This window comes from Curtobacterium sp. UNCCL20 (genome assembly GCF_900101675.1).
Taxonomy (GTDB): domain Bacteria; phylum Actinomycetota; class Actinomycetes; order Actinomycetales; family Microbacteriaceae; genus Curtobacterium.
Genome location: NZ_FNKG01000002.1, coordinates 320,636 through 342,610 on the forward strand (window position 1 = coordinate 320,636; position 21,975 = coordinate 342,610).

General features: G+C 70.0%; 19 protein-coding genes. 8 read left to right on the plus strand and 11 right to left on the minus strand.

All coding sequences use genetic code 11. The annotated features are described in order from the left end of the window. The first annotated feature begins 32 nt into the window (after window positions 1-32). From BLT36_RS10845 to BLT36_RS10860, 4 genes are all read left to right on the plus strand, one after another. Window positions 33-968 (plus strand): carbohydrate ABC transporter permease, encoded by a 936-nt coding sequence (locus BLT36_RS10845; protein ID WP_092095085.1) that lies wholly within the window; start codon window positions 33-35, stop codon window positions 966-968. Window positions 969-1,144: 176 nt separating this feature from the next. Continuing rightward, complete coding sequence (locus BLT36_RS10850; protein WP_092095783.1) at window positions 1,145-1,954, plus strand: carbohydrate ABC transporter permease; 810 nt, start codon at window positions 1,145-1,147, stop codon at window positions 1,952-1,954. 90 nt (window positions 1,955-2,044) lie between these two features. Further along, entirely contained in the window at window positions 2,045-3,379 is a 1,335-nt protein-coding gene (locus BLT36_RS10855) for an ABC transporter substrate-binding protein (protein ID WP_175529607.1), read from the plus strand. 68 nt (window positions 3,380-3,447) lie between these two features. Continuing rightward, window positions 3,448-5,274 carry a glycoside hydrolase family 35 protein gene (locus tag BLT36_RS10860; RefSeq protein WP_092095089.1) on the plus strand — a complete coding sequence of 609 codons (1,827 nt, stop codon included), beginning with the start codon at window positions 3,448-3,450 and terminating at the stop codon, window positions 5,272-5,274. Between the two features lie 136 nt (window positions 5,275-5,410). Here BLT36_RS10860 and BLT36_RS10865 read toward each other — a convergent pair whose 3' ends face one another. Together BLT36_RS10865 and BLT36_RS10870 are read right to left on the minus strand one after the other, a co-directional pair. Next, on the minus strand, window positions 5,411-5,707 hold the full coding sequence (locus tag BLT36_RS10865) for a biopolymer transporter Tol (protein WP_092095091.1): 297 nt from the start codon (window positions 5,705-5,707) through the stop codon (window positions 5,411-5,413). A gap of 22 nt (window positions 5,708-5,729) precedes the next feature. Continuing rightward, window positions 5,730-6,383, minus strand: coding sequence for a TetR/AcrR family transcriptional regulator (locus BLT36_RS10870; RefSeq protein WP_092095093.1), 654 nt, complete (start codon window positions 6,381-6,383; stop codon window positions 5,730-5,732). A gap of 93 nt (window positions 6,384-6,476) precedes the next feature. On the opposite strand from BLT36_RS10870, the gene BLT36_RS10875 reads away from it, so the two are divergent. Next, a complete protein-coding gene (locus BLT36_RS10875) occupies window positions 6,477-6,824 on the plus strand; it encodes a DoxX family protein (RefSeq protein ID WP_092095095.1) in 348 nt (115 codons plus the stop codon). 20 nt (window positions 6,825-6,844) lie between these two features. Here the strand turns inward: BLT36_RS10875 and BLT36_RS10880 are convergent, their stop codons facing one another. Both BLT36_RS10880 and BLT36_RS10885 read right to left on the minus strand, forming a co-directional pair. Then, window positions 6,845-7,945, minus strand: a complete 1,101-nt coding sequence (locus BLT36_RS10880; RefSeq protein WP_092095784.1) for an SDR family oxidoreductase — start codon at window positions 7,943-7,945, stop codon at window positions 6,845-6,847. 37 nt (window positions 7,946-7,982) lie between these two features. Beyond that, window positions 7,983-8,381, minus strand: coding sequence for a DUF3253 domain-containing protein (locus BLT36_RS10885; RefSeq protein ID WP_092095097.1), 399 nt, complete (start codon window positions 8,379-8,381; stop codon window positions 7,983-7,985). A gap of 66 nt (window positions 8,382-8,447) precedes the next feature. On the opposite strand from BLT36_RS10885, the gene BLT36_RS10890 reads away from it, so the two are divergent. Beyond that, on the plus strand, window positions 8,448-9,785 hold the full coding sequence (locus tag BLT36_RS10890; RefSeq protein ID WP_092095098.1) for an alpha-amylase family glycosyl hydrolase: 1,338 nt from the start codon (window positions 8,448-8,450) through the stop codon (window positions 9,783-9,785). 93 nt (window positions 9,786-9,878) lie between these two features. Here the strand turns inward: BLT36_RS10890 and mmsB are convergent, their stop codons facing one another. From mmsB to chvE, 3 genes are all read right to left on the minus strand, one after another. Next, a complete protein-coding gene (gene mmsB, locus BLT36_RS10895) occupies window positions 9,879-11,060 on the minus strand; it encodes a multiple monosaccharide ABC transporter permease (RefSeq protein ID WP_092095100.1) in 1,182 nt (393 codons plus the stop codon). Continuing rightward, window positions 11,047-12,600 carry a multiple monosaccharide ABC transporter ATP-binding protein gene (gene mmsA / locus BLT36_RS10900; RefSeq protein WP_092095102.1) on the minus strand — a complete coding sequence of 518 codons (1,554 nt, stop codon included), beginning with the start codon at window positions 12,598-12,600 and terminating at the stop codon, window positions 11,047-11,049. The genes mmsB and mmsA overlap by 14 nt, the downstream gene beginning before the upstream one ends. Window positions 12,601-12,702: 102 nt before the next feature. Then, on the minus strand, window positions 12,703-13,833 hold the full coding sequence (gene chvE / locus BLT36_RS10905; protein ID WP_092095104.1) for a multiple monosaccharide ABC transporter substrate-binding protein: 1,131 nt from the start codon (window positions 13,831-13,833) through the stop codon (window positions 12,703-12,705). Between the two features lie 181 nt (window positions 13,834-14,014). On the opposite strand from chvE, the gene BLT36_RS10910 reads away from it, so the two are divergent. Next, a complete protein-coding gene (locus BLT36_RS10910) occupies window positions 14,015-15,064 on the plus strand; it encodes a LacI family DNA-binding transcriptional regulator (protein WP_092095106.1) in 1,050 nt (349 codons plus the stop codon). Between the two features lie 134 nt (window positions 15,065-15,198). On the opposite strand, the gene BLT36_RS10915 is transcribed toward BLT36_RS10910, so the two are convergent. From BLT36_RS10915 to BLT36_RS10930, 4 genes are read right to left on the minus strand one after another with little or no spacing between them, the layout of a single operon-like run. Then, window positions 15,199-16,152, minus strand: a complete 954-nt coding sequence (locus tag BLT36_RS10915) for a carbohydrate ABC transporter permease (protein WP_092095108.1) — start codon at window positions 16,150-16,152, stop codon at window positions 15,199-15,201. 3 nt (window positions 16,153-16,155) lie between these two features. Continuing rightward, the gene (locus BLT36_RS10920; protein WP_092095110.1) at window positions 16,156-17,112 is read right to left on the minus strand and encodes a carbohydrate ABC transporter permease; all 957 of its coding nucleotides are present in this window, start codon (window positions 17,110-17,112) and stop codon (window positions 16,156-16,158) included. Between the two features lie 52 nt (window positions 17,113-17,164). Continuing rightward, window positions 17,165-18,472, minus strand: a complete 1,308-nt coding sequence (locus BLT36_RS10925; RefSeq protein ID WP_092095786.1) for an ABC transporter substrate-binding protein — start codon at window positions 18,470-18,472, stop codon at window positions 17,165-17,167. 4 nt (window positions 18,473-18,476) lie between these two features. Continuing rightward, a complete protein-coding gene (locus tag BLT36_RS10930) occupies window positions 18,477-20,462 on the minus strand; it encodes a glycoside hydrolase family 127 protein (protein ID WP_092095112.1) in 1,986 nt (661 codons plus the stop codon). A gap of 212 nt (window positions 20,463-20,674) precedes the next feature. Here BLT36_RS10930 and BLT36_RS10935 point away from each other — a divergent pair, with 212 nt between their 5' ends. Further along, complete coding sequence (locus tag BLT36_RS10935) at window positions 20,675-21,673, plus strand: LacI family DNA-binding transcriptional regulator (RefSeq protein WP_092095114.1); 999 nt, start codon at window positions 20,675-20,677, stop codon at window positions 21,671-21,673. The last annotated feature ends 302 nt before the right edge of the window (window positions 21,674-21,975 follow it).

The following is a 21,975-nucleotide window of genomic DNA, read 5'->3' on the forward strand; positions in this document are numbered from 1 at the left end:
ACGGCCAGAACGCAGCAGGACAAGGGAGTTCCATGAGCACGCTCGAAGCGCGCCCGGCCGGTGCCAGCGCACCGTCCGCGCCACCGCGCCGCCGCGCCAAGCCGCGCGGCCGCTTCACCGGATGGCTCTTCGTCGGCCCGTTCGTCGTCGTCCTCGTCCTGATGCTGATCGTGCCGATCGGGTACGCCCTGTGGCTCAGCCTGTTCCGCGACCAGCTCATCGGCGGCAACCAGTTCGTCTGGTTCGCCAACTACGTGCAGCTCTTCCAGGATGCGAAGTTCTGGTCCGGGTTCGGCCGGGTCGCGATCTTCCTGGTGATCCAGGTCCCGATCATGCTCGGCCTGGCGCTCGTCGCCGCCCTCGCACTCGACAGCGCGCGGCTCTGGGGGACCTCGTTCTTCCGCATCGCGGTGTTCCTGCCCTACGCGGTCCCCGGCGTCGTCGCAGCCCTCATCTGGGGCTTCATCTACGGCAACCAGTTCGGCCTCACCGGCGCCGCGAACCACGCGCTCGGCATCGACCTGCTCCAGCCGTTCAGCCCGAGCTGGGTCCTCACGTCCATCGGCAACGTGGTCACGTGGGAGTTCCTCGGCTACAACATGCTGATCTTCTACGCCGCGCTCCGCACCGTGCCGGGCGAGCTGTACGAAGCCGCCGAGCTCGACGGCGCCGGACCCATGCGGACGGTGTTCTCGATCAAGCTGCCGGCCCTCCGCGGCCCGATGGTGATCGCCACGATCTTCTCGATCATCGGCAGCTTCCAGCTCTTCAACGAGCCCAACCTGCTGAAGACCCTCGCCCCCAACGTCATCGGCAGCGCCTTCACCCCGAACATGTACGCCTACTCGCTGTCGTTCAGCGGTCAGCAGTTCAACTACTCCGCCACCGTCGCCATCGTGATGGGCGTCATCACCGCCGTGATCGCCTACGTGGTCCAGGTGCGCGGAACCCGCCAGGAGAACCGATGAGCACCCTGCAGCACCCCGCCGCGTCCGGCCCGGCCACGGTCACCGAGGCGACCACGACGCAGCGCGACCGGCGCGACGTGTCGAGCCGCGCCTCCAGGCCAGCCGGCAAGGGGCGCCGCAACCGCCGGCCGGTCGACGGACGCAAGGTGAAGCGCTCCGGTCTCCTGACCGCCGTGATGATCGTCTTCGTCGTCTACTCGTTCGCGCCGCTGTTCTACCTGCTCGTGAACAGCACGAAGACGCAGTCCTCGCTGCTGTCGACGTTCGGCCTGTGGTTCGGCGGGAAGTTCAACCTCTGGCAGAACATCGTCGACACGCTGACCTACAACGACGGCATCTTCGTCCAGTGGCTCGGCAACACGCTGCTCTACGTGGTCGTCGGTGCCGGCGGTGCGACCCTCCTCGCGACGGTCGCCGGCTACGGCATGGCGAAGTTCCAGTTCGTCGGACGCCGTGCGGTCTTCGCGATCGTCCTCGGAGCGATCGCCGTCCCCGGCACCGCCCTCGCCGTCCCGACCTTCCTGCTCTTCTCGCAGGTCGGCCTGACGAACACCCCGTGGGCGATCATCCTGCCGTCGCTCATCAGCCCGTTCGGCATGTACCTGATCTGGACCTACGCGGTGGACGCGATCCCCGCCGAACTCCTCGAGGCCGCCCGCATGGACGGCGCGGGGGAGTTCCGGATCTTCTTCACGATCGCGCTCCGCCTCCTCGCGCCCGGTGTCGTCACCGTCCTGCTCTTCGCGGTCGTGGCCACCTGGAACAACTACTTCCTGCCGCTCATCATGCTGAGCGACCCGAAGTGGTACCCGCTGACCGTCGGCCTGAACCAGTGGAACGCCCAGGCCACCGGCTCCGGCGCGCAGCCGATCTACAACCTCGTCGTCACCGGATCGCTCCTCACGATCGTCCCGATCGTGGTCGCGTTCCTCTTCCTTCAGCGCTTCTGGCAGTCCGGCCTCGCGGCCGGGTCCGTCAAGGCCTGACGCAGCACCACCGGCCAGACCCAGCAACAACCCCTGCACGCACAACCCCTGCACGCACAACCCCTGCACGAAGAAGTGAAAGGCACCCACATGAACACCAGGCTCCGGCGCGGACTCAGCGCCCTCGCCATCGGCGTCACCGCCGCCATCGCCCTGGCGGCCTGCGCCTCCGGCGGCTCGTCGTCCGGCGGCTCCGCCTCCGACGTCGACAAGGCCCTCGAGAAGGGCGGGACGCTGACCTACTGGTCGTGGACCCCCTCCGCGAAGGCCCAGGTCGCCGCGTTCGAGAAGCAGTACCCCAAGGTGAACGTCAAGCTCGTCAACGCCGGCACCGGTGCCGACCAGTACACGAAGCTGCAGAACACCGTGAAGGCCGGCTCGGGCGCCCCCGACGTCGCCCAGGTCGAGTACTACGCGCTCCCGCAGTTCGCCCTGTCCGACTCGCTCCTCGACCTGTCCTCGTACGGGTTCGGCGACCTGAAGGACAAGTTCGCGTCGAGCACCTGGAACTCGGTCGACATGGACGGCAAGGTCTACGGCCTGCCCCAGGACTCCGGCCCCATGGCGCTGTTCTACAACAAGAAGGTCTTCGACGAGCACGACATCGCCGTGCCGAAGACCTGGGACGAGTACGTCGCCGCGGCCGAGAAGCTGCACGCCGCCGACCCGAACGCCTACATCACGGCGGACTCCGGCGACGCCGGCTTCACCACGAGCATGATCGCCCAGGCCGGTGGCACCCCGTTCACCACCAAGGGCGACAAGGTCACGATCAACCTGGCGGACGCCGGGACGAAGAAGTGGACCGGCACCTGGAACGAGCTCGTCGAGAAGGGCCTGCTGTCGAAGACGGTCGGCTGGACCGACGACTGGTACAAGCAGCTCGGCAACGGCCAGATCGCCACGCTCATCACCGGCGCGTGGATGCCCGGCAACCTCGAGGCGAGCGTCGCCGCCGCAAAGGGTGACTGGCGCGTCGCACCGATGCCGACCTACGACGGCAGCAGCGCACAGACCGCGAACAACGGCGGTAGCGCCGAGGTCGTCATGAAGCAGTCGAAGAACCCGGCCCTCGCCGCGGGCTTCCTGAAGTGGCTCAACTCGTCGAAGGCCTCCACCAAGGTCTTCATGGAGTCCGGCGGGTTCCCGTCGACCACGGCCGACCTCGAGTCGTCCGCGTTCCTCGACGAGAAGCCGGACTACTTCGGTGGGCAGCAGATCAACAAGGTCCTCGTCGACGCGTCGAAGTCCTCGGACAACGACTTCACCTACCTGCCGTACCAGGTGTACGCGAACAGCGTCTACGCGGACACCGTCGGGCAGTCGTACGAGAACGGCACCTCGCTCGAGAGCGGGCTCGCAGCCTGGCAGAAGGCCCTCGCCAAGTACGGCAAGGACCAGGGCTTCACCGTCTCGACCAAGTAGTCCGTCCCACGTTCGACCGGGGCCGTGCGGATCTTCCGCACGGCCCCGTCTCCTGAAAGAGTCACCTCATGCGCTTCGCCATCGGCGACACCGACTTCCTGCTCGACGGCGAGCCGCACCGGATCCTGTCCGGGGCGATCCACTACTTCCGTGTCCACCCGGACCTCTGGGCGGACCGGATCCGCAAGGCGAAGCTGATGGGGCTCAACACCATCGAGACGTACGTGGCGTGGAACGCGCACGCACCGTCGCCCGGCGTGTTCGACCTGAGTGGTGGGCTCGACCTCGGCCGGTTCCTCGACCTCGTCGCGGCGGAGGGCATGCACGCGATCGTCCGCCCCGGGCCCTACATCTGCGCCGAGTGGACCAACGGTGGTCTGCCGTACTGGCTCTTCGCGGACGGCACGGTCGGTGTCCGGCGCGACGAGCCGCAGTTCCTCGCCGCCGTGCAGGGGTACCTCGAGCAGCTCGCCCCGGTCCTCGTCCCGCGTCAGATCGACCACGGCGGACCCATCGTCCTCGTGCAGGTCGAGAACGAGTACGGCGCGTACGGCTCCGACCCCGTCTACCTGACGAAGCTCGAGCAGCTGCACCGCGACATCGGCCTGACGGTCCCGTTCACGAGCGTCGACCAGCCGATGGGCACGATGCTCGAGGACGGTTCGCTGCCGTCCCTGCACAAGACCGGCTCGTTCGGGTCCCGCTCCGCCGCACGTCTCGAGCGGCTCCGCCAGGCGCAGCCGACCGGGCCGCTGATGTGCTCCGAGTTCTGGGACGGCTGGTTCGACAGCTGGGGCGAGCACCACCACACCACTCCCGCCGAGGCCTCGGCCTCGGACCTCGACGACCTGCTCGCCGCCGGCGGCTCGGTCAACATCTACATGTTCCACGGCGGCACGAACTTCGGGTTCACCAACGGCGCGAACGACAAGGGTGTGTACCGGCCGATCTCGACGTCGTACGACTACGACGCGCCCCTCGACGAGGCCGGCCGGCCGACGCCGAAGTTCCACGCGTTCCGGTCCGTGATCGAGCGCTACGCGCCCGTCCCGCCGCTGCCCGCCTCGATGGAGCCGGGTGGGTCGGGTCGCCTTGAATCGTATGACCATTCAAGCGACCGGGAGGCCCGGGTCGCCCCCGCCACGGACCTCGCCGTCCGCCTGGACCGCGTCGCGTCGCTCCGCTCCCTGCTGCCTACCCTCACGACGTGGTCGGCACACGACGAGCCGCCGACCTTCGACGCCCTCGGCGCGGCCAGCGGCTTCGTCCTGTACCGGGCCGATGTCGACCTTCCGACCGGCGGCGTGCTCACCGTCGGCGAAGAGGTCCGCGACCGCGCGATCGTCAGCGCCGACGGCACCGTCGTCGGCGTCCTCGAACGCGAACACCACGACCGCGCCATCGCCCTCCCGCCCGTCACCGGCACGCTCGAACTCCTCGTCGAGGACCAGGGCCGGGTCGACTACGGGCCCCGCATCGGCGAGCCCAAGGGCCTCGTCGGGGGTGTCTCGATCGACGGCGTCCCCCTCGCCCGGTGGACCGCGTCGCCGATCGCACTCGACCCGGTGCCCGAAGCCGCGCTGGCCGCCCTGCTCGCCACCGGACCGACCGACGGTGAGGTGCTCGCCGGCCCGACGTTCGCAGCGGGGTCGTTCGACCTCGCCGAGCCGGACGACCGGTACCTCTGCCTCGACGGCTTCCGGAAAGGCGTCGCCTGGGTGAACGGGTTCTGCCTCGGCCGGTACTGGTCACGAGGCCCGCAGCAGACGCTCGCGATCCCCGGGCCGGTGCTCCGCGAGGGGCGCAACGAGCTCGTCGTGCTCGAGCTCCACGCCTCGGCGTCCCGCACGGCGTGCCTGCTGCTCGAGCCCGACCTGGGCCACACCGAGGCCTGACGCGGGGCACGGCGCTGCCCGGCGTTGGCACCGGACACGATCGCCGCGATCGCCACCGTGACACCCGTCCCGATGACGACCGGTCCGAACACGACGAGGGCGAGCATCCGGTCGAGACGAGGCGGGCGGATCGTGGTCACGACAGGGTGTCCAGCTCGGCGAGGGCTCGACGGGCATCGGCGATCCGATCGGCCTCCGGGCGGGCCCACCACTCGGGTCCGCGCTCGCCGAGGCCGTGCTTCGCGAGACCGTTCCGGTGCCGTGCGGCCGCCAGTGCCTCGTCGTCGCCGGATCGCTTCGCCTGCTTGACCGCGTTCCGCCCGCGGCCCAGGTGGGAGCGGAGCGCCGCGGCCAGGTCCTCGGGCAACGCCGGGTCGGTGCGCCGCCATCGACGCCCGTCGACGACGAAGAAGTGGTCGTCGGGCTCGCTCATGCCTCCAGCCTGCATCGTTCGGCTACCCCTTCTGACGGGTGGGCTGCCCGCGCTGCGCCATCGCGCGACGTACCTGGTCACCACGGAGCGGGCGACCGGGCAGCGGTTCGCGTGCGACGCCGGGCGCTCGGAACGCGTCGAGTGCCAGCTCCACCCAGCGCTTGTACGCCTCGGGCGCGATCCGGCCGAAGGTGCCGATGGTCTCCGCGATGGACAGCTGCATGACGGCGACGTCCGCCAGGGCGGCGTCCGCACGGATGACGCCGGCTTCCTGCCCGGCGGTGAAGAGCGCGTCGACGCCGTCCTGCACGGCGACGCGCAGTCGGAGGAGCTCCGGCGCCTCGCGGTAGTCGGTCGTCATCAGCTGGTTGAAGCCGGTGCGCCGTGCTTCGATCCGGGCCGCTCCGCGCACGAACGTCGCGAAGCCGGACCACGGGTCGGACGCCGACAGTTCGAGGCAGCGCTCGACGTCGTCGAGGACCTCCTGCATCGGCTCCGTGAGCACCGCCTCCCACAGGGCGGCTCGCGTCGGGAAGTGCCGGTACAGGGTCGCGTTGCCGAGTCCGGCAGCGACCGCGATCGGTTCGAGGGGAGCCTGGAGGCCCTGCTCGGCGAACGCAGACCGGGCCGCGTCGACGAGCGCCTGACGGTTCCGAGCGACGTCCTTGCGGGTCATGTCCCCAACCTAGTTCCGGCGCCCGGGAATACGGGGAGTGCTCTCCGGTTTGAAACGGGGACAACCATCCGTTTCGTACCTCCTGGAGTCACCGTGCACATCGCTGCCGTCGTCCTGTCCCTCGTCCTCGCACTCGCCACGCTCGGCTCCGGGGTGATGAAGCTCATCCGCAACCCGAAGATCGTCGCCTCGATGGAGGCCGTGCACGTCACGCCCGCGCAGATGACCGTCCTCGGCCTGCTCGAGGTCGCCGCCGCCGCCGGGCTCGTCGTCGGTCTGTGGTGGGTGCCGCTCGCCATCGCGGCAGCCATCGGCTCGGTCGTCTACTTCGCCGGAGCCGTGGTGGCACACCTCCGCGCGCACGACCGCGAGCTGCAGGGCGCCGTCGTCCTGCTGGTCGTCTCGGTCGCCACGCTCGTGGTCCTGCTCCTCGCCCGGTAGCCGAGGAACCGGCGCCAGCGTCAGGGGATCAGGCGGTCCTCGCGGTAGCGCTCGAAGAAGTCCGCGAAGGCCCGTTCGGTCCGTCGGTACCCCGTGAAGCCGGCCTCGCGGCTCTTGCTCATGTCGGTGACGACCTCCATCGCTCGACCGAGGTCGGCGTCGGTGTGCCACCACGAGGCGACCCGGGTGACGTCCGGCTCGGCGAGCCCGTAGCGCTCGGCGATGCCGGCCCACGCGGACTCGTACGGCGCCATCTGCTCCTCGAGCGGGCGCGGAGCATCCTGGTACCCGACGACGCGGGACGGGTCGACCCCGAGGTGTGCGGCGAGGCGGGGCCACATCCACCGCCAGCGGAAGACGTCGCCGTTGACGATGTTGAACGGCTCGTCCGCACCCTCGGGCGAGGTCGCCGCCCAGACCATGTGCTCGGCGAGCAGGCCCGCGTCGGTCATGTCGGTCAGGCCGTTCCACTGTGCCTCGCTGCCCGGGAACACGAAGTCGAGGTCGAGCTCCTTGGCGATCGTGGCCTGCACGGCGAGGGTCAGGCCCAGGTTCATCGCGTTGCCGACGGCGTGCCCGATGACCGTGTGCGACCGGTGCACCGACCACGTGAAGCCCTGGCGCGCGGCGGCGGCGAAGAGCTCGTCCTCCTGCGCGTAGTAGAAGTTCGGGGTGTCGAGCCGGGGCTCCTCCTCGTGGAAGGGCGTGTCCGGCATCTCGCCCGCGGCGTACGCCTCGAACGGGCCGAGGTAGTGCTTCAACCCGGTGACGAGGGCGACGTGCTCGAGCGGGGCGTGTCCCAGTGCGGCGAGGAGGTCGCGGACCATCGCCCCGTTCACGGCGATGTTCTCGGCCTCCGTCGCCTGTCGCTGCCACGCGGTGAAGAACACGTGGGTGGGCTGCTCGTCGGCCAGCGCGGTGCGCAGGGACTCAGGATCGCGCAGGTCCGCTGCGACGCCTCGGACGCCGTCGCTGGTGGCCGCGCGTCGGGAGAGCGCCGCCACGTCCCACCCGTCGCGGATGAGGAGCCGCACCAGGGCGGAGCCGGTGATGCCGCTCGCACCCACGACGAGTGCGCGGCGGTGGTCGGAGGACTGCGGGGTGGTCTCGTCAGTGGTCATCGTGTTCGCCAACACCTGTCGTCCCGGTGGTGTTCCCTCAGCGCGGTCGGCGGATACGGATCGGCCCCTTGGCCGTGGACGGGTCGACGAGCGTCCCGTGCTGGGTGATCTCGACCTCGCCCCGAGCGACCATCCGGCGGGCGGCACGACGCGCGGGTTCCATCAGGTCGCGCCAGTCGTCGGGGTCCAGCGACCGGGCGACCTCGGAGGGACAGATGCTCGACGACCGCGCTCGTGCAGCCAGCAGCTCGTCGATGCGCTGTTCGAGCGCCCGGTCGACGTCGTCGACGCCGTGCTTCCGGCAGGCGGCCGAGCACCACTTCGCCTCGGGCGCTGCGGACGACGGCATCCGACGGCCGCACGACGCACAGGTCCGCTCCGCGTTCGCCTGCTCGGACGCGTCGGCGTCGGCTGCGGTCCTGATCGCTCGTCCCATCGGTCCAGCATGGTCCGGACACACACTCCTGTACCCAGGAGCGAGGGAACTGGCAGCATCGGAGCGGTGACTCCCGACACCGAACCCGTCCGTCCCCACGAACCGGACTGGGTGCAGCACGTCCTCTGGTGGCACCTCTACCCGCTCGGCTTCGTCGGCGCCGAGGTCCGGCCGACGAGCCCCGTGGACGACCGCCCCGTCGAGCACCGCCTCGACCGGATCGAGGGCTGGCTCGACCACGTCGTCGACCTCGGGCTGAACGGGGTGCTGCTCGGGCCGGTGTTCGCCAGCTCGACGCACGGCTACGACACCGTCGACCACTTCCGGATCGATCCGCGGCTCGGTGACGACGCCGACTTCGACCGACTCGTCCGGACGGCGCACGACCGGGGGGTCCGGGTGCTCCTCGACGGCGTCTTCAACCACGTCGGGCGCGAGCACCCCGCGTTCCGCGCGCTCGAGTCCGACGGACCGGACGCAGCGACGGCGTCGCTGTTCGGCATCGACTGGAGCGGGTGGACGCCGGGGGCGCCGGTGCCGGTGGGGAACTTCGAGGGCCACGACATCCTGGTCGCGCTCGACCACGATGCCGGGGCGACCGAGGACCTGGTCGTCGAGGTGATGACGCACTGGCTCGGTCGCGGGGTCGACGGGTGGCGGCTCGACGCCGCCTACGCCGTGCCGCCGGCGTTCTGGGCGCGGGTGCTGCCCCGGGTGCGGGAGCGGTTCCCGGAGGCGTGGTTCAGCGGCGAGGTCATCCACGGCGACGCGGCGGCGATCGTCCGCGACTCGACGATGGACTCGACCACCCAGTACGAACTCTGGCAGGGGATCTGGCACGGCATCGCGGACGGCAACTGCTTCGAGCTCGGCCACGCGATCGAACGGCACGACGCCCTGCTGCGGACCTTCGTCCCGAGCACCTTCGTCGGCAACCACGACGTGACGCGCATCGCGAGCGCGGTGGGAGAGCGGTTCGCCCCGCACGCCGCCGCGGTCCTGTTCACGGTCGCCGGGACACCGATCGTCTACGCCGGGGACGAGTACGGCTGGACCGGGGTGAAGGAGGAGCGCGAGGGCGGCGACGACGCCGTCCGGCCCGAGTTCCCCGAGCAGCCGTCGGCGCCGGTCGACCTGACGCACACGTACGAGGCCCTGATCGCCCTGCGTCGCCGTCACCCGTGGCTGCACCGGGCCCACACCGACGTCGTGCACCTGACCAACACGGCGATCGTCCTGCGCACCGCGACCGGGACGGATTCCGTGGTGACCGCCCTGAACCTGGCGGCGGACCCCGTCGAGCTACCCGCGGCCGACGCGACGCAGGTGGTGGCGGGCGGCGGTGACCTGCGGGACGGGACCGTGCGCCTCCAGGCCGAGGGGTGGGTCGTCCTGACGGCGTGACCCGACGCAACGAGACTCGGGCTGAGCGACCGTCCTCGCGCCGACCGGCGCGTGACCTGTCGCTCAGCCCGAGTCTCGGGGCGAGCGCCTGCCCTACTTGCGCGCGGACGCAGCCCGGCGCTTGTTGAACACGTCGAACGCGACGGCGGCGAGCAGCACCAGGCCCTTGATGAGCGACTGGTACTCGGTGCCGACACCGAGGATCGACATGCCGTTGTTCAGCAGGCCGATGATGAGACCACCGACGATGGCCCCCGGCACGGTGCCGATGCCACCGGTGACGGCAGCGCCACCGATGAACACGGCCGCGATGGCGTCGAGCTCGAAGCCGGAGCCGGCACCGGGGGCCGCCAGGTTGAGCTGCCCGGTGAACACCACGCCGGCCAGCGCCGAGATGACGCCCATGTTGACGAAGAGCATGAACGTGACGCGCTTCGTCTTCACGCCGGACAGCTGCGCGGCGAGGGCGTTGCCACCGATCGCGTAGATGTGGCGGCCGAACACCGCGCTCCGCATCACGACCGAGTAGATGACCACGAGCGCACCGAGCACGACGAGCACGATCGGGGTGCCGTTGTAGCTGGCGAGCAGGAGCGCCACGTAGATCACGAGGGCGACGGTGAAGACGAGCTTCGTGAGGAACCACGCGAACGGTTCGCTCTCGAGCTGGTACTTGCGCCGCGTCGCACGACCCCGGAACGCGGTCACGACGAGGACGGCGGCGGCGGCGAAGCCGAGGACCATCGTGAGCGGCTCGTACCCGCTGGTGCCGAACGACGGCAGGAAGCCCGATCCGAGCGACCGGAAGCCGGTCGGGAACGGCGAGATCTGCTGGTTCTGCAGCACGATCTGGGCGGCACCGCGGAAGGCGAGCATGCCCGCCAGGGTGACGATGAACGCCGGGATCCCGAAGTAGGCGATCCAGAAGCCCTGCCAGGCGCCGACGAGCGCACCGACGACGAGGCAGAGCACGACGGCGATCGGCCACGGGATGTGCCACTGGGTGATCATGACGCCCGCCATCGCGCCGGTGAAGGCGACGACCGACCCGACGGACAGGTCGATGTGCCCGGCGATGATGACCATCACCATGCCGATCGCGAGGATGAGGATGTAGCTGTTCTGCACGATCAGGTTCGAGACGTTGATCGGTGCGAGCGTGATGCCGTTCGTCGTCACCTGGAAGAAGATGACGATGACGATCAGCGCGATGAACAGGCCGATCTGTCGGAGCTGCCCGGTGAGGTAGCCGGCGGCGGACTTAAGCGCGTTCATTGACAGGGGTCTCCCGTTCCTGGGTCATGTACTGCATGAGGACCTCGGGGGTGGCCTCGGAGCGGGGCACGTCAGCGGTGATCGTGCCCTCGGAGAGTGTGTAGATGCGGTCGCAGATGCCGAGGAGCTCCGGGAGCTCGGAGGAGATCACGATGATCCCCTTCCCCTGGTCGGCGAGCTGGTTGATGAGCGTGTAGATCTCGTACTTCGCCCCCACGTCGATGCCGCGCGTCGGCTCGTCGAGGATGAGCACGTCCGGGTCGGCGTACATCCACTTCGACAGGACGACCTTCTGCTGGTTCCCGCCGGAGAGCTTCCCCGTGATGACGTCGACGTTCGGCGCCTTGATGTTGAGGTTCTTCAGGAACTGCGCGGCGACGGTGGTCTCCTGCGCGGCGTTCACGAAGCCCCAGCTGGCGAGCTTGCCGAGCGCCGAGCCCGAGATGTTCCGCTTGATGTCGTCGATGAGGTTCAGGCCGTAGCGCTTGCGGTCCTCGGTGACGTACGCGATGCCGTTGTCGATGGCCTGCGTCACGGTGTGCGTCTTGATCGGGACGCCACGCTTGTACACGGTGCCGCTGATGCCGGTCCCGTACGACTGGCCGAAGACGCTCATCGCGAGCTCGGTGCGTCCGGCGCCCATGAGCCCGGCGATGCCGACGACCTCGCCTGCGCGGACGTTGAGGTTCGCGCGGTGGATGATCTCGCGCGACGAGTCGAGGGAGTGGTGGACGGTCCAGTCCTCGATGCGGAGGAGCTCCTCGCCGATGACCGGGTCCTCGCGCTCGGGGTACCGGTTCGACAGGTCCCGACCGACCATCCCGCGGATGATCCGGTCCTCGGACACGTCGTCGGCGTGCATGTCGAGCGTCTCGATGGTCTTGCCGTCGCGGATGATCGTGACCTTGTCCGCGATCGCCTTGATCTCGTTGAGCTTGTGGCTGATGATGATCGCCGTCATGCCCTCGGCCTGCAGCGACCGGATGAGTTCGAGCAGGTGCGCCGAGTCGTCGTCGTTCAGTGCCGCGGTCGGCTCGTCGAGGATGAGGAGCTTGACCCGCTTCGACAGCGCCTTGGCGATCTCGACGAGCTGCTGCTTGCCGACGCCGATGTCCACGATCTTCGTGATCGGGTTGTCCTTCAGGCCGACGCGCTGGAGCAGTTCCGCGGCGGCGAGGTTCGTCTTGTTCCAGTCGATGAAGCCGCCCTTGGACTGCTCGTTGCCGAGGAAGATGTTCTCGGCGATCGACAGGAAGGGGCTGAGGGCGAGCTCCTGGTGGATGATCACCACGCCGGCCGCTTCGGAGTCGTTGATGTCCGAGAACGACACCGGCTTGCCGTCGAGCAGGATCTCGCCGTCGAAGGAGCCGTGCGGGTAGACCCCGGAGAGCACCTTCATCAGGGTGGACTTGCCGGCGCCGTTCTCGCCGCAGATCGCGTGGACCTGCCCGCGCTCGACCTCGATCGAGACCCCCTGCAGGGCCTTCACGCCGGGGAACGTCTTGGTGATCTCACGCATCTCGAGGATGGTGTCCGCCATGTGGACGCCTTTCCGTCGTGCGCGCGTACGCGCGCTGGTGGAGACGGACTGGAGGCGCGGTGCGGGCGTGCACCGCGCCTCCAGTCCGAGAGATGGGCCTGACTACTTCAGGTCGGCTTCCGTGTAGTACCCGGAGTCGACGAGGACTTCCTTGTAGTTGTCCTTGGTGACGACCGTCGGCTGGAACAGGAAGGTCGGGACGACCTTGACCTTGTTGTCGTAGCTCTTGGTGTCGTTGACCTCGGGCTTCTTGCCCGTCAGCAGGTCCTCGGCCATGGTGGCCGACTGCTTGGCGAGCTTGCGGGTGTCCTTGTAGATCGTCGAGTACTGCTGACCGGCGATGATCGACTTGACCGAGGCGGCCTCGGCGTCCTGACCCGTGATGGTCGGGAGCGGACGGTCGCTCGAGCCGTAGCCGGCACCCTGGAGCGCCGAGATGATGCCGATCGACATGCCGTCGTAGGGCGAGAGCACACCGTTCAGCGTCGTGCCACCGGAGTAGGACTTCGCGATGAGGTTCTGCATGCGGGCCTTGGCCGTGGCCGGGTCCCACTGCTGCGTCGCGGCCTGCGACAGCTTGTCCTGGCCGGACTGGATCTTCAGCGTGCCGTCGTCGAGGTACGGCTTGAGGGTCTCCATCGCGCCGTTGAAGAAGAAGCTCGCGTTGTTGTCGTCGAGCGAACCCGCGAACACCTCGATGTTGAACGGACCCTTCTTGCCGGTCTTCTTGCCGTCCGCGTCGAGGACGCCGAGGCCGGTGAGCAGGCTCGTCGCCTGGTCGACGCCGACCTTCTCGTTGTCGAACGACACGTAGTAGTCGACGTTCTTGTTGCCCGTGAGCAGGCGGTCGTAGGAGATCACCTTGATGCCGGCCTTGGCCGCGGCGTCGAGCTGGTCGGAGAGCGCGCCACCGTCGATCGACGCGATGATCAGGACCTTCGCGCCCTTGGTGATCATGTTGCTGACCTGCTGCGCCTGCTGCTGGACCTTGTTGTCGCCGTACTCGAGGTCGACCTTGTAGCCGGCCTTCTCGAGGTCGCTCTTGACGGCGTTGCCGTCCTTGATCCACCGCTCGGAGACCTTGGTGGGCATCGCGACGCCGACGAGGGCGCCCTTGTTCGAGTCGCCGCTGCCGCCACCGTCGGTGGACGCACGGCCGCCGGCCGAGCACGCTGCCAGCGAGATCGCGATGCCGAGGGCTGCGACCCCGGCGAAGATCCTGCGCTTCATCATCGAAGTACCTCTGTTCCTCTCGCGTCGTCCTCGACGCGCTCAGGTGCCGGGGCTGCTGTGCCCCGCGGGAATTGCTCGTGTGAGCGCTCACATCTTGTGGGTTCCGTGACGGGGTGTCAACTCGACGTGACCGTTTCGGGATCTTGCAGCGCTGGCCGTACTGCGCGGTACGGTTGGCGACGTGACCACCACGACCGCCCCCGAGGGCAAGGGCGGCAAGCGCCGGAAGGCGCCGACGATCTTCGACGTCGCCGAACGGGCGGGCGTCTCCCACCAGACCGTCTCCCGCGTCATCAACGGCGACCCGACGGTCCGCGAGCAGTTCCGCACGCAGGTCTCCGACGCGGTCACCGAACTCGGCTACCGCCCCCGTGCCGCCGCCCGGGCGCTCGCCGGCGGACGCAGCAAGGCGCTCGGCATCATCACCGCGGGCGACGCGCTGTACGGCCCGTCGAGCACCGCGATCGGGTTCGAACGCGCCGCACGATCGGCCGGCTACCACGTGCTCCTCTCGACCCTCCCCGACGACCCGCGACCGGGCGACCTGTCCGCCGGCGTGACGACCCTGCTCGCGCAGGACGTCGCCGCGATCGTGCTCGTCGCCGCCGACAACCGGGTGCTCGACGCGCTCGCGTCCCTGACCGTGCCGGTGTCGGTGCCCGTCGTCGTCGCCAACGCCGTGCAGCGGGACGCCGCGCGCGCCCCCGTCGCACCGACCGTCGCCGCCGTCGCCATCGACCAGGTCGCCGGCACCGAACTCGTCATGCGGCACCTGTTCGACCGGGGACACCGGCGGATCGTGCACATCGCCGGCCCGAGCGTCTCGCAGGAGTCCGAGGTGCGCCGTGACACCTACACGCGGATCATGCGCGAGGCCGGGCTCGAACCGGTCGTGCTCGACGGCGACTGGACACCCACGAGCGGGTTCGCCGCCGGGCGGTCCATCGACGTGACGACGGTGGACGCGGTGTTCGCCGGGAACGACCAGATGGCGCTCGGGGTGCTGCACGCCTTCGCGGAGGACGGGCTCCGGGTACCCGACGACATCGCCGTGGTGGGCTTCGACGACGTGCCCGAGGCGGCGCACTTCACGCCGCCGCTCACCACCGTGCGGCAGGACTTCCGGGCGATGGGGGAACGGGTGCTCGACACCGTGCGGGCCCTCGTCGAGGGGGAGCCCCGCGACGAGACGCTGCTCGCGCCCGAGCTGGTGGTGCGCCGCTCGACGTGAGCCGGACGTCGCGGCCGGTGCGAGGTTGATCGCCCGGTGCGGCGCTACAGCTCCGCACCGAGCGGCCAACCTCGCACCGGCCGAGGGACCGCGCACGGTGCGAAGCCGCGCACGACCCCGGGCCGACCCGACCGTCAGCCCTTCAGCGCCCCCGACGACAGGCCCGCGACGTAGAACCGCTGCAGCCCGACGTAGAGCGCGATGCACGGGACCATCGCCACCACCGACCCGGCGACGAGGTTCCCGTACGACACCTGTCCGTACGCCCCGGTCTGCAGGTTGAGCAGCGCGACGGGCAGCGTGTAGAGCGAGTCCTTCGTGAGGAAGGTCAGCGCGCCGAGGAACTCCGTCCACGACGCCAGGAACGCGTACAGCGCCGCGGTCGCCACCCCGGGGAGGAGCAGCGGGCGGAGCACCGACACGACGACCCGGAAGCGTGAGGCGCCGTCGACGAACGCCGAGTCCTCGAGCTCGGTCGGGATCGACTCGAACGCGTTCCGCATCACGAACACGCCGAACGGCAGGTTCACCGTCGTGTAGAAGAGCACGAGCCCGAGCAGGGAGTTCGTGAGCTTCATCGCGTTGAGCTCGAGGTACAGCGGCGTGAGGATCGCCTGGAACGGCACCATCATCGTCAGGAGCACCAGGCCGAACACCAGCCCGGACCCGCCGAACCGGAAGCGGGCGAAGCCGTACCCGGCCATCGTCGCGATGATCGCGGTCAGGACGGCGGTGCACACCGAGACGATCACGGAGTTGAGCACGCCGGTGAGCAGGTGCGACGAGGAGCTGAACACGGCGGCGAAGTTCTGCCAGCCGAGCTGGAAGAACGTCGCCGCGTCCGGCGCCTGGGTGATGACGGCTTCGGGCTGGAAGGCCCGCAGGATCGACCAGATGAGCGGGACGCCGAAGACGAGGGCGGAGCCGATGCCCGCGATCGCGTACAGCGTGCGCTTGACGGCGGTGTCCCGCGGGTGCCGGACGCTGCCCTGGTGGTGTCGGCGTCGGCGCCCGTCACCCTCGGTGGTGAGCGTCCGTGTCGACAGGTCGGGCGCGGCGAGGCCCGCCCGGGAGGTCGTGGTGCTCATGGCTCAGTCCTTCTCTCGGAGGGCCCAGAACTGGAACACCGTGACGGCGGCGATGACGATGACGAGGGCGATCGACTGGGCGGTCGCGGCGCCGAGCTGCAGGTTCACGAACCCGCGGTTGTAGATCGCGTTGACGATGGTCGTGGTCTCGGTGCCCGGCCCGCCCTGGGTGAGGATGTAGAACTGGTTGAACGCCAGCAGGGAGCCGATCACCGAGATGATCACGCTGAGCGCCACGGTCGGCCGGATCATCGGGAACGTGATGAGTCGCTCGGTCTGCCACCAGGACGCACCCTCGAGTTGCGCGGACTCGTACACCTCGTCGGGGACGCCCTGCATCGCCGACATCAGCAGCACCATGGTCAGGCCGGACACCGCCCAGACCACGAGCACGCAGATGAGCAGCGTGGCGAGCGGCCCGTTCACGAGCCAGGCGGTGCTGCCGTCGGTGATCCCGAGCCAGCGGAGCACCATGTTCACCGCGCCGGAGTTCGGCTGCGCCTCGAGGACGAGCATGAACGACAGGGTCGTCAGCCCGACCACGTACGGCAGGAAGAACACCGTCCGGAGCAGCGTGCTGCCGCGTCGCCTCGCCCGGACCAGGACGGCGAGGAAGTACCCGAGGGCGAGGATCGGCAGGGTCACGATCGCGGTGTACAGCAGCGTGTACCCGATCGCGTGCACGAACGTCGGGTCCTGGAACAGCGTCAGGTAGTTCTGCACCCCGATGAACCGGTAGGGGCCGATCAGCGGCCAGTTCGTGAACGAGATGTAGAGCGCGAACAGCAGGGGCGCGAGGACGAACACCGCGACGAACAGGATCGCCGGGGCGACGAGCACGGCACCGGTGCGCGGTGGGTGTGTCAGCGAGTTGCGGGTCCGGACCGGGCGGCCGCGACCCACGGTGGGGCGGCCGGCACCGGTCCGGCCGGTGGTGCGCCGGGTGGAGATGGTCGACATGCGTGCACCTCTCTGTGCATCGAGACGAACGAGACGAACGGGGAGGGGTGGCTCAGGCCTGGACCTGGTCGAGGATGCGCTGGTACTCGGACTGCGCGGTCCGCATGGCGGCGGTGGTCCCCGAGCCGAACACGGCCTCGCGGAACATCGCGAAGTACGGCGACGACGGCTGGTTGTTGAGCAGGTTGTACGCGAGCGTCTGCGGTGCGTAGCCCTTGTCGAGGGCGTCCAGCGGGCCGAACGCGAGCGGGTACTTCTTCCGGTACGCCGGAGTGGCGGCGTCCGAGCGGGTGGGGAAGTAGCCGCCGTCGGGCAGCGCCTGTTGCGGCTGCAGCCCGTTGGCGTACTGCATGAACGCCCAGCCCCCGGAGGGGTTCGCGGCGCCGTTCGGGATGCACATGTTGTCGCCGCCGTCGAAGAACGAGCGCTTGCCGTCCCACGACGGGATCAGCACCGTCTGCATCTTCGCCCGCATCGCCTTCGTCGCGGCGGGCACGGTGGCCCCGTACGACGTCGGGAAGATGCCGACCTTGCCGGCCCGGAAGTCCGCGCCCCACGTGGTGCCGGCGTCGGAGTAGGTCGCCTTCGAGAGCGCGCCGTCCTTCCACAGCTGCCGGTAGAACTCCAGCATCCGTTCGAGGGCCTCGTTGCCGGTGATGTTCGCCTTCTGCGAGCCGACCTCGCCGGACATCATGTCGACCCCGGTGGCCCAGACGTGCGGCTGGGTGACGAAGCCGATGATGCCCGCCGAGTTGCCGGCGATCGACCACCCGTACACGTCGTCACCGGTCTTCCGGATCGCCTTCGCCGCGGCGAGCAGCGAGTCGAGGTCCTTCGTCGCGTCCTCGACGTCGAGCCCGGCCCGTTCGAACAGCTCGGTGTTGACGAACAGCTGCGAGTTGTCCGCCAGGTACGGCAGGCCGTAGTACCGGTCCTTGTACTCGAGCAGGCGCAGGTGTCCGGGGGAGATCTGGTCGAAGTAGTCCAGACCCCTGACGACGTCGGTGAGGTCGGCGAACGCTTCGCGGAAGATGAACAGCTGCGAGTTGATGTCGTCGATGTCCACGACGTCCGGCGGCTCACCACCGCGGATCGCGGTCGCGAGCTTCGTGACGTACTGCCCGTCGGGCACCGGTGTCAGTTCGACCTGCAGCTTCGGGTTCGCCTTGTTGAAACCGGCGACCGCGGCCGTCAGCCCGGCCTGGGTGGCGGCGCGACACCAGACGTGCACGGTGCCGGTCGCGTTCCGGCCGAACGACGCCACCTTCGCGTCCACCTTGGGCAGCGTTCCGGAGCACGCGGCCAGGGTGAGGGCTGCCCCGCCGGCGAGGCCGCCGGCGAGGAACGCTCTGCGCAGCATCACGTCACCGCGCCAGCGGGAGCCAGACGCGCATCGGCGCGGCTCCGCGGTTCGCCCAGGCGTAGTAGGGCACGGCCGTCACGACGACGTCGCGAGGGACCGGGAGGCCCGTGGTGGCGTGCTCGGGACCGGCCGTGTCGTCGACGCTGGTCGCGCCACGGGCGTGATCCGCGCCTCCAGGCCCATCCAGCCGGCGGTACGGCCACGCTCCCTGCGCGTGCTCGGCGGGGGCGTGTCCCGGGATCCGCAGCGTGACGACCCCGTCGAGCAGCCCGTCCTGGCGCTCCTCGGTGATCGGCGCGTCGGCGTCGACCGTCAGGTCGTCGACCGTGAAGCCCTGCTGGTCCGCCTGCTCGACCGCGTACACGAGGGGTCCGCGCTCGATGGCGACCTGCCCGCGTGCGGCGTCGATCCGGGCATCGGCCACGTACCGGTGCGGCGTCGTGTCGAAGACGAGCTCGACGGTGTCGCCCGCCGACCACTCGCGGTCGATGACGTGCAGCGCGCCCGGCTGCGGGCTGTCCTGTCCGTCGGGGCCGGTGACGCTCGTCGTGTCCGACCAGGCCGGGATCCGGAGGCCGAGCGCGAGCGGCCCGTCCTCGGTGACCGTGACGCGCACGTGGCCGTCGTGCGGGTACCCGGTCTCGACCTGGACCGGGCCGAGCGACGCCGTGGCGTACTGGTGGATCTGCAGGCCGCCGTCGGTCGCGGTCGCCAGGTAGCCGTCGAGGCTCGCGAACGTCCGCATGATGTTCGGCGGGCAGCAGGCGCAGTCGAACCAGCCGCGGCGGCCGTGCGCGGGGGAGCGGTTCTCGTCCTGGTGCGCGTGGTCGCGGTGCTGCAGCGGGTTGACGTAGAAGTACTCCGTGCCGGCGAGGCTCACACCGGCGAGGAACGCGTTGTAGAGCAGGCGCTCGATCGCATCGGCGTAGACGGGCTTCCCGGTCGCGAGCAGCAGGCGCCAGGCCCACTGCACGCCGCCGATGGCCGCGCAGGTCTCCGCGTAGCCCCGGTCGGTCGGCAGCTCGTACGGGTCGCCGAACGCCTCCCAGTCCCAGCGCGCCCCGAGGCCGCCGGTGATGAACGCCTTCGTCGCCATCATGTCGGCGAACTGCCGCTCGCTCGCGGCGAGGAGCTCGGTGTCACCGGTCTCGATCGCGACGTCGACCGCACCCGCGGCCAGGTACACGGCGCGGACCGCGTGGCCCTCCACCGTCGTGGCCTCGCGGCTCGGCACCCGGTCCGAGAAGTACGTCGGCTCGCCGCCGGCACGCTCGATGATCCCGTGGCCCCGGGCATCGACGAACCAGTGCGCCAGGTCGAGGTAGTCGCGGTTGCCGGTCTCGCGGTACAGCTCGACGAGGCCCATCTCGACGACGGGGTGGCCGTCGACGTCCTGTGTGCGGTCGTCGCCCGGGCCGAACGTGCGGACGAGGTGGTCGGCGTTCTTCACCGCGACCTCGAGCAGCCCGGTGTCCCCGGTCGCTCGGTGCTGCGCCACGGCCGCCTGGTACAGGTGCCCGGCGCAGTACATCTCGTGGCTCCACTTGAGGTCCGTGTACCGCTCGCCCTTCCCACGGATCTGCTGGACCGAGTCGAGGTAGCCGTCCTCCGCCTGCGCCTGTGCGTACAGCGCCGTGACCTCGCGCTGGAGCTCCAGCAGGTCGTCCGACGGTGCGCGGCCGTACTCCCACGCCACCGCCTCGAGCCACTTCGTGACGTCCGAGTCCATGAAGATCGGGCCGGTCGCGTCGCCCTCCTCGAGGCCCGCGGCGATCCGGAGGTTCCGGAAGTTGCCGGCCGTCTCGAGCAGGGCGTAGCCGCCGCGGATCGCGTCGCGGCCGTTGCGCTCCTGCCGGAGCGCCCAGAAGCCCCCGGTGATCCGGGCGTCGCCGGTGGGGAGCGGCCGGAGGGTGAGGTGCGCGTCGACGGTCGGGAGGACCGGGGTCGCGGTCTGCGCGCGGCTGTCGGTCGCGAGCGTGGTGGTCATGTCGCCTCCTTGCGATGTGACTGGGTGCTGTCCGGGCCGTGGGTGCGTGCGGCGTCGTCCGCCGCTCCGCCCTTCCGGACCACCGACTCTCCGAGTTCGGAAAACGGTTTCTGCGGTGGACGTTACGACACGGACTGGAGGCGCGCAAGGGCTTCCTGCGGATTCTTGCGTATAGTCATGGAACGTTTTCGATCGACGGAAAGGTGGTTGCCGTGACGCTGGAACGCACCGGGCAGCCCGTCCGGATCACCGACGTGGCGGCGCTCGCCGGCGTGTCGATCGGCACCGCCTCGAAGGCGCTCAACGGCACCGGCCAGCTCCGCGACTCGACGCGGACGCGGGTGAAGGACGCCGCCGAGAAGCTCGGGTTCGTCGGCGACGCCCGGGCCCGCGCGCTGTCTTCCGGCCGGACCTACACCGTGGGCATGATCACCACCGACTCGTTCGGCCGGTTCTCGATCCCGGTGCTGCTCGGCGCCGAGGACGCCCTGTCCGCCGGGCAGATGGCCGTGCTGCTCTGCGACACCCGCGACGACCACGTCCGCGAGACGCACTACCTCCGCTCGCTCGCCGCCCGCGGCGTCGACGGCATCATCGTCACCGGGCGGTCCGCCGACGCCCGCCCACCGATCGACGTGCCGATCCCGGTGGTGTACGCCTTCACGCCGTCGACCTCGCCGTCCGACGTCTCCGTGACGCTCGACGACGCGGCCGGCAGCGCCCTCGTGGCGTCGCACGTCCTGACGCTCGGACGGTCGCGGGTCGCCATCGTCACCGGGCCCGCCCGGCACCAGTCCGCCGTCCGTCGTGTCTCCGGGGCCGCGTCGGTGCTCGGCTCGCGGCTCGTCGGCGAACCGCTGTACGGCGAGTGGTCCGAGCGGTGGGGGCGGCAGGCCGTCGACGTGCTGCTCCGCGGGGACACCGACGTCGACGCGATCGTCTGCGGGAGCGACCAGATCGCCCGCGGCGTGTGCGACCGGCTGCGCGAGGCGGGCAAGTCCGTGCCGGAGGACGTCGCCGTCACCGGGTTCGACGACTGGGACGTGATGGCGCTGGCGAGCCGGCCGCCGCTGACCACGGTGGACCTGCGGCTCGAGGAACTCGGGCGCGTCGCGGGTCGGGCGCTGCTCGACCTCATCGACGGGGGTTCGGCGGCCTCGGCCGCGGTGACACCGTCCCTGGTCATCCGCGAGAGCACGATCGGCGCGTAGGTCGCCCGGGGCGGCGGCGGGCAGCGCGGCGGCGGCGAGCGGGCGAAATACGTCACGGTCGATGCTGCCCGGGGGCGTGTCGTGCCCGCGCGGTGCGGCGCGGGCGGCGTGTCGTGCCCGCTCGGCGCGGGCGGCGAGGGGTGATGGGGTGGCTGGCGCGGCGGCGCCGAGGAGGCGCAATACGTCACGGTCGATGCTGCCCGGCGGCGTGTCGTGCCCGCGCGGTGCGGCGCGCGCGGCGTGTCGTGCCCGCTCGGAACAGGCAGCACGGGCGGCGCGCAGGCGGGGCCTCCGGTGCGCTC